The organism is Anabaena azotica SJ-1, from assembly GCF_047275885.1.
In the GTDB taxonomy this organism is placed as follows: domain Bacteria; phylum Cyanobacteriota; class Cyanobacteriia; order Cyanobacteriales; family Nostocaceae; genus Trichormus_B; species Trichormus_B azotica_A.
Genome location: NZ_CP178454.1, coordinates 1 through 13,041, shown reverse-complemented (window position 1 = coordinate 13,041; position 13,041 = coordinate 1). Strand labels below are relative to the sequence as shown.

Here is a 13,041-nt window from a genome sequence, read left to right as displayed (position 1 = left end):
TATCACTAAACATTATTACTACTATCTCGTTTGAAAAATATTCTGTACCATCTTTTTCTGTGACCTAGCAGCAGCACTATCCAACTCTGCAATTTCTGAATCACTCAAAAACCAACCCAAAGCACCGATATTTTGTTGTGCTTGTTCCAGATTTTTAGCACCAGGAATAGGAATTGTGCCTTTACAAATACACCAGTTAATAGCAACTTGAGACATGGTTTTATTTCTCTGCTGTGCTATTTCTCGTAAAGCTCCTAAAACACCTTGAATTCCTGGTAATATCTGCCTAAATAAAATTCCTCTCACACCTTTAGGAAATTTACCATTTTCCGAAAACTTACCTGTTAATAAACCCAATGCTAAGGGACTATAAGCAATTAATTTAATTCCTAAATTATCACATACATCTTTTAAACCTAATTCCGTGACTGGATAGGTAGATAATAATGAATATTGTACTTGCAAAGTTTTTATCGGTATTCCTCTTTCCTGAAATCTTTTATGTACCCATAAAAGTCGTTTTGTACCGTAATTAGATAATCCTACACCTTTAACTAAACCGTGTTCATGTAAATCTGCTAAACCATCTAATAAACCTATTTCTTGCCAAGGTGCGTAATTTGCTGTTGACCAGTGCATCTGCACTAAATCAACATTTTTTCCTAATCTTTTTGCAGAAGCATTACAAGCAGAAATAATTGATTTTCTTGTCCATCTCCAAGGGTAAGCGGCCAGCTTAGTAGCAATACAAATATTATTTTGATTTAATCCTTGATATTCCCTAGCAAACTTTCCTAAAAGCGACTCACTGCGTCCGTTTAATCTTCCTGTTCCATAGGAATCTCCTGTATCAAACAGGGTGACACCGTTATTTACACAGAGATTAAATACTTGTTGCAGCTGGTCATCCATGCTTTCATCGTATCCCCAAAGCAGTTGGTTTCCCCAAGCCCAAGTTCCGCATCCCATTGTGGGTAAAGATAGTGATTGACTGGTTTGCATATTGCTTACCTATAAAAAGTTCGTATTTTAGCAGTTTAGTATAGTTGGGCAGTTGAGCGATCGCACAAAATAAAAAAGTGCCATGAAATGTGGGTAACTTTCATGACACTGATGATTATTTAAATCAGAAGGACTTTATTGGTGCTAATACTTAGCTAGATGACAAAACTAAGCTGACTGTCTGGCATTAACAATATACAAGTTCTTGCCAAGTTTAGGGAATAAAACAAAGGGGTTTTCCCGTGCTGGTTGTTGTAAGTCAGGAGGTAAGAGAGTGAAGATGTCTTGGAAATTAACGGTAATCTTTTGAGTAGCGCCGTTAACTAAGAAACAAGTTGCATTTTTCTTTCCATTTCTATATTGGTTGTAAAGAGAATCAAGAACTTTCTTCCGTAATTCCTTCACTGGAGAAACATAGATAAAGTAGCCTTGTGTATCCAGTTCTTGAGCTTTCGCTGATGCTTTAGTTGCATCTGTAAAGAAAGCAATTTGAGTATCTTCAATTTCTAGAGGACATTGTTGAGCAGGTTTGCCAGCTACAACACTATAGAGTTTACCACCCAGAGGAGCATCAACAGTGAATAATTTGTTACCAGCAGTTGCTGTATTCGCTGCTTGGAAATCAAACCAAGCTTTGGTTACTGAACCATCACCGAGAGCATCTACAAGTTTGGGTACTACGTTCTTTTCAAATATTTTTTTACTAGCAGGAATTTGAAATCCTGGGGGTAATTTGAAAGGAACAGCTATGCCATAATTCAGAATATCGTCATAAACCGTAACGCCTTTTTGTTGCTGCTCTGGAGTGCTGTAAATTGTTGTAATACCTAATGTTGTTTGAGCAGGATTAGATGTTATAGTAGGTGCTAGAGTAGGTGTAGGGGTGGTATCTGCTAAGGCAGAATGGACTCCACCGAATAACATGACAAAGCTGAGAATAATAGCGACAAAGCTAGTAAACTTTTTCAACATTTTTCCTCTTTTTGCAGTTAATGAAATATTTAGAGATGCTGATTTTAGGAATACAAAAACAACCTAAATTCAGTCTTCGTTAGTTAATACTCAAATTGTTTTGAGCCTTGCTTTCTAAATAGTTATTCACAATAGTTTTTGTGCTTTTCGTAAGCGGAATCATTAATTTAGTTCAGGAAAAATCAAAAATATGTATTTTTACATAGCTTTAACTTATCCATAAGTAAAATCTACTGAATAAATTTACTGAGTTTAACAGTCATCCGATTTAGGATTTGAGATTTTGAATTTTATATTGATTACACGACTAAAGCCGGAGGCTTATAGCATCAAGGAATTATCGGTCAAACCAATTTCCTGTTCCCTATATCATGAATACTGAAGCTTTACCTTTAAACGTTTACATCCAAGGTCAAGGATTTCCCATTTTGGGTTTACACGGCCATCCTGGTGCGGGTCGCAGTCTTTCTGTTTTCACTAATCATTTATCGCGACGGTTTCAAATTTTTGCCCCAGATTTACGCGGATATGGTAAAAGTCGCTGTAATGGAAATTTTGCGATGAAAGACCATTTAGATGACTTAGAAGCTCTCCTAGACCGTTTTGAGATTGAAAAGTGTCTGGTATTGGGATGGTCACTAGGTGGAATTTTGGCGATGGAATTGGCACTGCGCTTACCACAACGAGTGACTGGGTTAATATTGGTAGCAACTTCAGCTAGACCTTGGGGTAATCATCCCGCTATTTCTTGGCAGGATAATGTTTATACTGGTGTGGCGGCGCTATTAAACTATATCAAACCTGGTTGGTCTTGGAATATTGAAACTTTTGGCAAGCGATCGCTCTTTCGCTATCTCATTCAACAACATACACCCACAGCTTACAGTTACATTGCCAGGGAAGCCATACCAGCTTATTTACAAACTTCTCCATACTCTACTCGCGCCCTCTATAGCGCCATCAAAGCAGGGTACAACCGACTTCCCGACCTAGACAAAATACAATGTCCTAGTTTAGTGCTTGCTGGTTCTCAAGACCGCCATATTACAGCCGATTCTAGCTTAGAGACAGCAAGACATCTCAAAAATTCTCAGTGGCAATGTTACCCCAACACCGCCCATCTTTTTCCCTGGGAAATACCTCAACAATTGCTGTTCGATATTGACCAATGGTTAGAAACACACCCCATAATTACTAATTCGTAATTCGTAATTAAGAGGGTACAAGCCCTCAATAATTGCAATTACGAATTATTTTAACTATTCCTTCTCAACACCTGTATGCACGGTTTTCACCCATTTTAGGCGTTTGGGACGTATAGACATCCGGGCGGTAGTGCTACTCATAACTACCAACCAATGCAACATATAAATACTGCCGCGAATGGTTTGTAGAAGTAACACAAAATAGTTAGAAGTTTTCTGATCTTGGCGTGTCCGCCTTAAACCAGCAAACATCCCCACAAAAGACATCGTAACTGACAGACCAGTTACAGAAGCTAATACTGGTGGCCGATGGCGAATTACAGACATTAATAAATCTGGTACTGCTGCTGTCGGTAGGATATACATAATCAGCAGAAAAATCAGTAAATCCCAGGTTTTCCGTGTCCCCATGCGGTTTTGGAGGATCAGATCCCAGTAATCTAAATAACGCTGATAACCACCTTCAGCCCAACGGTTGCGTTGATGCCAAAGTGCGATCGCATTTGTGACTCCCTCTTCCTGCACTGGGGGATAGAACATACATTCAATATCCCATTTATCCAGATTCAGGCGAATTGTCAAATCCAAGTCATCGGTGATGGTTTCCTCATTCCAGCCACCGCAGCTATCCAAAGCTTGACGACGGACAAATTGACCATTACCCCGCAGTTCACCAAGACCACCAATAGCAGTCCGTTGTTGTTGGAACCAGGTATCAACAGCCATTTCTGCCATTTGTCCCTTAGTCCAAAAATTCTCCTTAGCGTTGGCGATCGCTTTTCGCACCTGCACCGCCCCCACCTGTTCTTTTTGGAACAAAGGCACTACCTGTAATAGCAAATCTGGGTTGACTTGGGCATCGGCATCAAATACAGCAATAATATCCCCCTTGGTCATAGGTAGGACTTGATTCAAAGCTCCTGATTTACCGCCAGTATCTTCAGCAGAACGTCTAAGAACCTTGAGTTGCTTGTATTCCTGCTTCAGTTCTGCCAATAACTGCGGCGTGCTGTCCGTACTATTATCGTCAATAATCCAGACTTCATATTCTCCATTGGCATATTCCAGACTACAAAGACTCTTGACTATTCTGCCAATAACTGCTTCTTCATTTTTTGCAGCCACCAACAAAGAAACAGAAGGCAAATCTCCCTGTATTTCTTTGTGATGATGGCGGGGTCTAGCAAAAATGATACCCAAGGCGTGAATACCAAGGATAGTTGTCAGTCCCAGGATAAAAATAGAACCCCAGGAAACTAAATGTAAAGCGATCGTCCCACTCCAGACAATAGTCAAGACCAGGGCAGCTTTGGGTCTACGTCGTTTAAACCGGTGTGAAAGTAAAGACACAGCATTTGCCTCTTCCACTAACTCTTGTTGTGCTGATAGGTCAGACAGTAGGGAGTTAAGAGGAGCAGAGGTTCCGTTATCAGAGTCGTTTTCCGGCCAGGAATTCGCTGGCATAGTTAATTTGAGTAAAAACCAGTATTTGTTTAAAGTTTACAATTCCCTTGTGAAAGTTAGCAAAATTATAGAATTTTTCATATTTCACAACCACTTTTCTTTACCCTGGGGAACATCCCAAAACTTACTTAAACTGATAACGAATAAATATCTCCTTAATACTCAGTATTTTTCAGAAATTACAAATATTTTTTTAATCTGTGTGAATACACATAGTTATGGGAATACTATTGATGAAAACTCAATATCCCCGGTTATTAGCCAACTTGAGGAATCTTAAACAATGTCTATCGACCAACTCCAGCCTGTAAGTCAGCAACAAGCTACGGTATATCTACCGTACATCCAGCAAAGCAAACGGAATTTCTTACCCTATGCCATCAGTCTTTATCAAAAAGGCTTTGTGGAAGGACACCGCAAAATAGAAGGCAGTGAAAATATTCCCTTTATTGCTACCTGGAACGTTGCCACCCTACCCTCAGACCTGACCCGCTGCCGAATCCAGTTTGATGGCAACGCGGAATTAAGTTATGAAGTCAGGATGGCCAGTTTTGAATTTATTAATTTTTTAATTGAACTGATGGAAAATTATAAGCGCCAAAAACTGAGTGATTTTTCCACAACTTTTTACCGCAAACTACTAAGTATAGAAGATTGAATCAGAAAGCAAGGCAGGGGGGATGGTCAGGGTACAGGGGGCAGGAAGTAATATACCCCATCCCCTCATCTCCCCCATCCCCCCATCTCCCTCATCCCCCAATCCCCAATCCCCACAGAAGCGATTTCTGCTGCTTCAGCTAAAATTAGGAAACACCTAGCTGGGTTCAACAGACTTTTGAAATTAGGAGTGCATGGCGTGCCAACATCTTTTAAATATTTGCTGATTGGCTCAATAGAGACTTACAGTGGTAAATCCGCAACAGTTCTAGGTTTATCTAATCAGCTAAAGCAGAAAGGACTGGATATAGCCTACGGTAAACCACTGGGAACTTGTTTGCATAATGCTGATGGAACTGTAGTCGAAGAAGATGTCCAGTTCATTACTCAAAGCCTCAAATTGTCGGAAAACCGCGTGGCACCGACTTTGTTGGCATTGGATGAAATCAGAGTCCAAAAACGGTTACGTGGAGAAGATCAAACTAATTATCAGCAGTCATTAATACAGCATTATTTACAAATACCCAGAGGTGATTTGATGCTGTTAGAAGGGCCTGGTAATTTAGCAGAAGGTAATTTGTTTGGCTTATCTTTGCTGCAAGTTGCTCAAGTCTTAGATGCTGCTGTGCTGTTGGTACATCGCTATCAATCATTGCTTTCTGTTGAGGCGCTGTTGTCTGCCAAACAACAGATAGGTGAAAGATTGATTGGTGTTGTGATCAATGAAGTTCCCGCCGAACAATTAGAAGCTGGTAATAGTCTCTTACGTCCATTTTTGGAACAACAGGGTATTTCTGTACTAGCAATGCTACCTAAAAGTGACTTACTCCGCAGCGTTAGCGTGGAAGAACTGGTAAAACAGTTAGGTGCAGAAGTTTTGTGTCGGAGCGATCGCTTAGATTTATTGGTGGAAAGTCTAGCTATTGGGGCGATGAACGTCAATGCAGCAGTCAAATATTTCCGCAAACGCCGCAATAAAGCAGTAGTTACAGGAGGCGATCGCGTAGAAATTCAGCAAGCAGCCTTAGAAACCTCTACCCAGTGCCTGATCCTCACCGGACAATTACCACCTCCTGCCTTTATTCTCAATCGTGCTGAAGAATTAGAAATCCCGATTTTATCTGTTGACCTCGACACCTTGACCACCGTAGAGATTGTTCATCGCACTTTTGGACAAGTCCGTGTCCACGAACCTCTAAAAGTAGAATGCATCCGCCAATTAATGTCCGAACATTTTGACATTAACCGTTTGTTATCTCAACTAGGATTAAACCCAGCCGCCGCTGTATCTTAGTATTATTACTGATCCACAGTACCAGTTAATCGCCAGCGTAAATCCTACATCTGAGTTGATTTGTGAGAATATACGCACAATCAACCTAGTTACTTACAAATAATTGTCCAACTTTTATACTAAGGACTTGGGGAAACGTTTCCATCAACAAACTTTTTGTTACTTAACGTTTCAATCCAGAAAACATAGCAATATGTAACTCTAGTTGGCTTCTCAACTACACGCTGTTTGGTAGAATATCTAGGTCGTTTAATCTGATCACCTCCATCTTTGAGCCAGTCAATAGACCTCATCAACCTTGATACATTAGCGCAAGAACTAGCGACAATCCAGCAAACAGGTTCTAAACGAATTGCCTTGTTGGGTTCTCGTCACGTGCCAATTACTCATCAAAATCTCATTGAAATGATGACTTATGCCCTAGTTTTATCGGGCAATCGTGTCATCACTTCCGGTGCTACAGGTACTAATTCAGCTGCTATCAGGGGAGCCACACGGGCTGACCCAAATTTGCTGACAGTAATCTTACCTCAGAGCCTGGAACGCCAGCCATCTGAATCACGCCAGCAACTAGAGCAGGTCATGCATCTAGTCGAAAATCCCAGTAATGATAATCTGTCTTTAGCCGAGGCCAGCTACCTGTGCAACAAGGAGATTGTTTCCCGTTGTCAGCAACTTATCTGCTTTGCTTTTCACGATAGCCGCACCCTGCTGCAAACTTGTGGAGACGCAGAAGAACAAAGAAAAGTGGTGACACTGTTCTACTTTGACTAAAGTGAAACGTAGTCTCCACATAGCTAATGATAGAGATGGGAAATTACCATTGGGTATTGGGTAATAATTTTTCTAAATTACTCAGTACCCCTTCACAGCTAGAAATATGTGACTATATTTTTAGTAACTATAAACCCTGCCAAAATTCAACATTTCATATCTAAAATTTCTATGGCTTCTACTTTTTCTTTTGACATTGTGAGCGACTTTGACCGCCAAGAATTAGTTAATGCTATTGATCAAGTAGTTAGAGACATCAAAAGCCGTTACGATCTCAAAGATACACAAACTACTGTCGAATTAGGCGAACAAAGTATTTCTATCAGCACCGATAGTGATATGACTTTAGAGGCTGTACACGGCATACTGCGAGAAAAAGCAGCTAAACGTAACCTCTCCCAAAAAATCTTTGATTTTGGCAAAGTTGAATCTGCCAGCGGCAACCGCGTCCGTCAAGAAATAACCCTCAAAAAAGGCATCAGCCAAGAAATTGCCAAACAAATTTCTAAGTTGATTCGTGACGAATTTAAAAAAGTGCAAGCTTCAATTCAAGGTGATGCTGTGCGGGTGACAGCCAAAGCTAAAGATGATTTACAAACTGTGATTCAGCGGCTAAAACAAGAAGATTTTCCTGTCGCTTTGCAATTTACAAATTATCGTTAAAGATTGGGTAAGAAAAGGGTGTAGGGTGTAGCGTGCAGAGGAGAATAATGTATTGATCATCTATTCCCTATTGCCTCTTAACTGTCACCTGTCACCTGTTACCTGTTACCTATCACCTGTCAACTACGTCCTGCACCGATGCTTTTTTGAAATGCGGGACGTTGAGAAATTTGCTGGATATAATTCAATACGGCCGGGTAGGGACTTAAATCCAGTTTCAGCATGATGGGAATATAAGCGAGTATAGATCCCACTGCTACATCAGCAACTGTGAATTCATCACCCTCTAAGAATGGTTGCTGTTCAAAAATTTGATTTAGGGTAGTTAACAAGCGAGGCATTTCCTTTTCCCGATTAGCTTCCACAAAAATTCCAGTAGCCAAGGTGGAATTACCAAATAATACCCACTGGGCAATTATGGCGCGTTCTTCTAGTGAAAGTTGCTTTTTACCGTACTTCTCAGCAAGATACAGCAAAATTGCCCCAGATTCCCACAGATGTAAATCACCATCAACAATTGCTGGTACTTTGCCTATAGGGTTAATTGCTAGATATTCAGGTTGTCGATGTTCTCCTGCTTTCATATCCAAAAGGATAAATTCGTAGGGAACTTGCAGTTCTTCTAAATACCACTGAACAATTGATGCACGACTAAAAGCGCCACCGTAAAGCTTCAACATCATAATTTCCTAAAACTAAAGAACTTTGTGAGTGTGTGAATGTTGTTTAACGTTGTCTTCCTTGCTGACAACTCTGGCTGCATTGAGTACCCGCTTGCGTTCTGTAGAATAATTCAAATCGGTTTTCGTTGTTCCCACAGGGATAAAGATTTGGGCTGATTCACGACGCTTGTAGGTGCGAGCCGCTGAAAATGCCCTTAACACAAATTCATCTCCGAATTGTGCAGATTCTGGAAATCCAGGCGGTAACAACAGGTTATCACCTGCCAATATAGAACCCAGATTTGTCCCATAGGCGAGCTTATATGAAGTAGGAATGCCTTTTAAGATAGCTTCCAACGCTGCTGAGGGAATAGGCTCGATAACTTCGATTTGATGCACTTCTCCATCGTCTTTGTAAAAGCAAGTTGCCAAGCCAATCACAATGTAATCGTCGGCTGTGAGGTCGGAAGCATTTGGATAAGAAATTGCTGTTGTCATTGAAAAATTTACTCAAAATTTAAATCTGGGGAATGGAGACAGGACATAGGAGACAAAAGGAAGCAAGAATTAAGTTTTTCTTCTACACCCTGTTCTTCCCCTACACCCCATACTCCATCTTGTTGGCATTCTACCAACTTGTTACTGCTATCTACTTGAGTATTCTTGGAGATTGATGTAATTCTTTCAGGAATCGGACTCAGGAGTGAAGTATATATTATTAGGTTTACGGCTTAATCGTTTAAGTAGTTTAAATTCAGTCCTTTAAGCCTAGATTTCTGAATAAGTGACACAGTGGCCAAACCACTAGCGGGCAAAAAACTATAATTTGATTTCACAAAGCAATTTGCTGAGGCAGGGATATATGGATCATTACTCGTTTTTAGCTTTTGGTAGTCAGCAAAATAACTTATACAGGGCAGATAAAAAAACAACTGCGTACACGCAAAAAACAGGAATTAAAGACTGTAATAAATCTTCACTAGAGAACAGCTACTTACGGTCTTATGCTTTAAAGTTAGCTCATCACGGAGATTACACTGAGGCGATCGCTTTATTAAGCCAACTTATTGATAGTCATCCCCAGAATGCGGTTGATTATAACAACCGGGGATTGGTTTATTTTCAAAGTGGTGAATCTCAAAAAGCTTTGCGTGACTACAATACAGCAATGCAACTAAATCCTAAGTTAGCCAGTGTTTATAATAACCGGGCTAATTACTATGCTGCTTGTGGAGAGTTAGCCGCAGCATTGGTTGACTATGATCAGGCATTGGATTTAAATCCGCGTTATGTTCGTGCTTGGATTAATCGAGGTATTACCCTGCGTGATTTGGGGCAATACAAAGACGCAATTGATAATTTTGAAATTTCACTCCTGTTTGGTCAGCTAGAAGGTAACATTTGGGCAGAACGTGGTAGAACTTATCATTTATGGGGTGACTGGAATTGTGCGATCGCTGATTATTATCGCGCCCTCACACATCTCATTTCTCAGGATACCAACGAAGAAGTTTCTACTTATCGTCTCCGGTTACAAATAGAAAATTGGCTGAATGAACTCCTATCTCCTCAAAAAACTGATTGGTAGATTTTGAATATCAATTAAAAATTAAGATTTAAAACTTAAACATTGGACTGATAGGATTTTATCTGGCTTTGCGGGTTTAATCTGTCACATTTTTGTCAAATGATATAACAATAAACTCAAATTTCAAAAATGATTTTTTGAACTTTGATTGCAAATTTTAATTGGTAGATAGCGCCTCTGTATCTTTGATTTGCTAATAGATGATAACTATAGAACTCTGCAATAATTAGCTATTAGCTATTGATATTCATAGAAATTTGTTTCCTGTTTATAGACATTCCGAATTATAACAATCCTATAAACTTGCCTCATGGTGTCGAGTCTAATTGTTCAGCATCTTTACGATCTGGGTTAATCAGTATAATCTGCCGTTGACTGGGATCAAATCGGTATGATTGTTCTTGTCTAATACTTTTAGCTTGACTAGGATCAAAGTTGCGGCTAAATTCCGTCCTTAAACTATTAACACGAGCTTCCATCAGCTTGACTTCTGTGCGGATTTCTCGCAACTTGTCTTGCTGTAACCAATGATAAGGCAACAGTTGTACTAAAGCCGATACCGCCGCTGTCATAATAACCAAGTTTACAGTGATCTTGGCAGAAGTTTCCAGTGCCATAATCTGGTAGGAACGTTGGTGAAGATGTTTCTTGGGTCGAGGTAGAGAGCGACGCTGTTTTTCTGGTTGTAGCGGTGGTCTGGATGGTTGAAAAGCATTCATGATACTAAAAAATAGTCTTGCTAACTGAAGGGAAGCACCATTAAAAGCAAACTGGCGCTAATTTTGGCTTGATTTAGCTGCCATATTACTTCATTTTTTGTAAATTTCTACAAGTATTACATGATTAAAAAAAATACCTGGCATACGCAGGTACATTTTCTCAAAATACTTTTAGCTCAAAGCCGCAAGATTTTAGAGGGTGTACTCCGTATGTCCAGGATAATTTAGTCGTCTGAGCGTGTCACATCTGGGAGTTACTTGTAAAGTTCAGTAGCCAAACGCCAAGCTAAAATGCCTGGAATCAAAGCCACAGCTAGAGCGATGTACACTTGAGTATCGGATATAGACATGGTGGAAACCCTCTTAACGTCAAACTAGATGATTAACACTTCGTTTACTACTTTTCCCTGTTTTGCCAAAATTGGGGAATATCTTGTTACAAGATGCAACAAAAACATGATTTAGAAGAAGGAGTCAGGAGTCAGGAGTCAGAAGGCAGGAGTTCAGGAGTTCAGGAGTATGGCTAACGCCACGCTATGCCTTCGGCACACTACGTGAACGCTATCAGGAGTTCAGAAAAATAAGAAGAAATTTCCCCCTGCTTCCCCTGCCCCCCTGCTCCCCTGCTCCCCTGCTCCCTTTCCTCTTCTCTGTCACCTGTCACCTGTCACCTGTCACCTATGACTTTCTACCTGGGAATTGATTTTGGTACATCTGGCGCACGAGCCGTAGTGATTGATGATGATGCTAGGATTTTGTTCCAGATGCGTCATCCTTGGTCTAGTAATGCAGATTGGATAAATTGTTGGAAGAAAGGTTTATGGAGCCTTCTAGAGGGAATTTCAGGGGAATGGCGGCGAGAAATTGGTGCGATCGCTATTAACGGTACCTCTTCAACAATCTTGCTCACAGATGCCTCTGGCCAGCCTGTAGATGTCCCCTTATTGTACAACGATGCACGGGGATCAATGGTGTTAAAGGATTTGAGCCACATTGCACCACCCAATCATACGGTCTTAAGTGCTACTTCTAGCCTTGCCAAACTGCTATGGATGCAACATTTACCGTCTTTTGGACAAGCTAGGTATTTATTACATCAAGCTGATTGGCTGGCATTTCTTCTGCATGGGAAATTAGGTATTAGCGACTACCATAATGCTCTCAAATTGGGTTACGACGTAGAAAAGCTTCAATATCCAGAATGGCTAAAAAAACTGCAAATTCCCATTAATTTGCCCCAAGTTTTAGCACCTGGCACACCAGTGGGCGAATTAAATCCAGAAATTGCTGCTAAATTTGGTTTTAGGCATGATTGCTTGGTATGTGCAGGGACAACAGACAGCATTGCAGCTTTTTTGGCTAGTGGTGCAAAATCACCAGGGGAAGCAGTAACTTCTTTGGGTTCAACCTTGGTACTTAAACTTTTGAGCCGTACTCGCATAGAAGATGCGCGATATGGCATTTATAGCCATCGTTTAGGTGATTTATGGTTAACTGGAGGAGCTTCTAATACAGGATGTGCAGTATTGAAGAAATTTTTTACTGATGATGAATTAGTCAGCCTAAGTCGGGAAATTGATGTATCAAAAGCCAGTGAATTAGATTATTATCCATTATTGAAAGAAGGCGATCGCTTTCCTATTAATGATCCCCACCTACCTCCCAAATTAGAACCCCGTCCAGATAATCCCAGAGAATTTTTACACGGCTTACTAGAAAGCATGGCACGAATAGAGGCAAGAGGGTACAAATTATTACAGGAACTAGGATCAGATCAATTAAACCACGTTTATACTGCTGGTGGTGGGGCAGCAAATTCCACTTGGACTGCTATTAGAGGCAGGTATTTAAACATCCCTGTAGCTCCCTCTATCAATACAGAAGCAGCTTATGGAACTGCGCTTTTAGCAATGCGGCAGTTAAAGATGTCAACCACCCATCACTTCCCTTCGGGTAAGTGAGGGCTTGTAAAAGCCTAGTTGACCAGACTCAGTTCTTGACCGAACTACGTTAGAGGTAAGAGTTAAAGACCTACCAGGGA

14 protein-coding genes are annotated in these 13,041 nt (G+C 40.5%); 7 read left to right on the top strand and 7 right to left on the bottom strand.

All coding sequences use genetic code 11. The features are described from left to right. Window positions 1-21: 21 nt before the first annotated feature. Together ACLLO5_RS00070 and ACLLO5_RS00065 are read right to left on the bottom strand one after the other, a co-directional pair. Window positions 22-1,002 (bottom strand): aldo/keto reductase, encoded by a 981-nt coding sequence (locus ACLLO5_RS00070; protein ID WP_413173459.1) that lies wholly within the window; start codon window positions 1,000-1,002, stop codon window positions 22-24. Between the two features lie 168 nt (window positions 1,003-1,170). After that, window positions 1,171-1,974 carry a hypothetical protein gene (locus ACLLO5_RS00065; protein WP_413173458.1) on the bottom strand — a complete coding sequence of 268 codons (804 nt, stop codon included), beginning with the start codon at window positions 1,972-1,974 and terminating at the stop codon, window positions 1,171-1,173. Window positions 1,975-2,345: 371 nt separating this feature from the next. On the opposite strand from ACLLO5_RS00065, the gene ACLLO5_RS00060 reads away from it, so the two are divergent. Continuing rightward, window positions 2,346-3,179: an alpha/beta fold hydrolase gene (locus ACLLO5_RS00060; protein WP_413173457.1), complete on the top strand. Its 834-nt coding sequence runs from the start codon at window positions 2,346-2,348 to the stop codon at window positions 3,177-3,179. Between the two features lie 54 nt (window positions 3,180-3,233). Here ACLLO5_RS00060 and ACLLO5_RS00055 read toward each other — a convergent pair whose 3' ends face one another. Continuing rightward, window positions 3,234-4,643: a glycosyltransferase gene (locus tag ACLLO5_RS00055; protein ID WP_413173456.1), complete on the bottom strand. Its 1,410-nt coding sequence runs from the start codon at window positions 4,641-4,643 to the stop codon at window positions 3,234-3,236. 283 nt (window positions 4,644-4,926) lie between these two features. Here ACLLO5_RS00055 and ebsA point away from each other — a divergent pair, with 283 nt between their 5' ends. The 4 genes from ebsA to ACLLO5_RS00035 all read left to right on the top strand — a co-directional run bounded on the left by ebsA (window position 4,927) and on the right by ACLLO5_RS00035 (window position 8,031). Continuing rightward, window positions 4,927-5,301 (top strand): type IV pilus biogenesis protein EbsA, encoded by a 375-nt coding sequence (gene ebsA / locus ACLLO5_RS00050; RefSeq protein ID WP_413173455.1) that lies wholly within the window; start codon window positions 4,927-4,929, stop codon window positions 5,299-5,301. Window positions 5,302-5,499: 198 nt separating this feature from the next. Then, window positions 5,500-6,594, top strand: a complete 1,095-nt coding sequence (locus ACLLO5_RS00045; RefSeq protein WP_413173454.1) for a phosphotransacetylase family protein — start codon at window positions 5,500-5,502, stop codon at window positions 6,592-6,594. 270 nt (window positions 6,595-6,864) lie between these two features. Continuing rightward, window positions 6,865-7,368, top strand: a complete 504-nt coding sequence (locus ACLLO5_RS00040; RefSeq protein ID WP_413173453.1) for a DNA recombination-mediator protein A — start codon at window positions 6,865-6,867, stop codon at window positions 7,366-7,368. 171 nt (window positions 7,369-7,539) lie between these two features. After that, window positions 7,540-8,031 (top strand): YajQ family cyclic di-GMP-binding protein, encoded by a 492-nt coding sequence (locus tag ACLLO5_RS00035; RefSeq protein WP_413173452.1) that lies wholly within the window; start codon window positions 7,540-7,542, stop codon window positions 8,029-8,031. A gap of 119 nt (window positions 8,032-8,150) precedes the next feature. Here ACLLO5_RS00035 and ACLLO5_RS00030 read toward each other — a convergent pair whose 3' ends face one another. Together ACLLO5_RS00030 and ACLLO5_RS00025 are read right to left on the bottom strand one after the other, a co-directional pair. Continuing rightward, window positions 8,151-8,711: a glutathione S-transferase family protein gene (locus ACLLO5_RS00030; RefSeq protein WP_413176201.1), complete on the bottom strand. Its 561-nt coding sequence runs from the start codon at window positions 8,709-8,711 to the stop codon at window positions 8,151-8,153. Window positions 8,712-8,726: 15 nt separating this feature from the next. Then, complete coding sequence (locus ACLLO5_RS00025; RefSeq protein WP_413173451.1) at window positions 8,727-9,191, bottom strand: hypothetical protein; 465 nt, start codon at window positions 9,189-9,191, stop codon at window positions 8,727-8,729. Window positions 9,192-9,555: 364 nt separating this feature from the next. Between ACLLO5_RS00025 and ACLLO5_RS00020 the strand changes: the two genes are divergently transcribed. Then, window positions 9,556-10,281: a tetratricopeptide repeat protein gene (locus ACLLO5_RS00020; RefSeq protein WP_413173450.1), complete on the top strand. Its 726-nt coding sequence runs from the start codon at window positions 9,556-9,558 to the stop codon at window positions 10,279-10,281. Window positions 10,282-10,589: 308 nt separating this feature from the next. Here the strand turns inward: ACLLO5_RS00020 and ACLLO5_RS00015 are convergent, their stop codons facing one another. Both ACLLO5_RS00015 and psaM read right to left on the bottom strand, forming a co-directional pair. Next, window positions 10,590-11,000, bottom strand: a complete 411-nt coding sequence (locus tag ACLLO5_RS00015; protein ID WP_413173449.1) for a hypothetical protein — start codon at window positions 10,998-11,000, stop codon at window positions 10,590-10,592. Window positions 11,001-11,254: 254 nt separating this feature from the next. Beyond that, complete coding sequence (gene psaM, locus ACLLO5_RS00010; RefSeq protein ID WP_015141228.1) at window positions 11,255-11,350, bottom strand: photosystem I reaction center subunit XII; 96 nt, start codon at window positions 11,348-11,350, stop codon at window positions 11,255-11,257. A gap of 330 nt (window positions 11,351-11,680) precedes the next feature. Here psaM and ACLLO5_RS00005 point away from each other — a divergent pair, with 330 nt between their 5' ends. Further along, on the top strand, window positions 11,681-12,961 hold the full coding sequence (locus tag ACLLO5_RS00005) for an FGGY-family carbohydrate kinase (RefSeq protein ID WP_413173448.1): 1,281 nt from the start codon (window positions 11,681-11,683) through the stop codon (window positions 12,959-12,961). The last annotated feature ends 80 nt before the right edge of the window (window positions 12,962-13,041 follow it).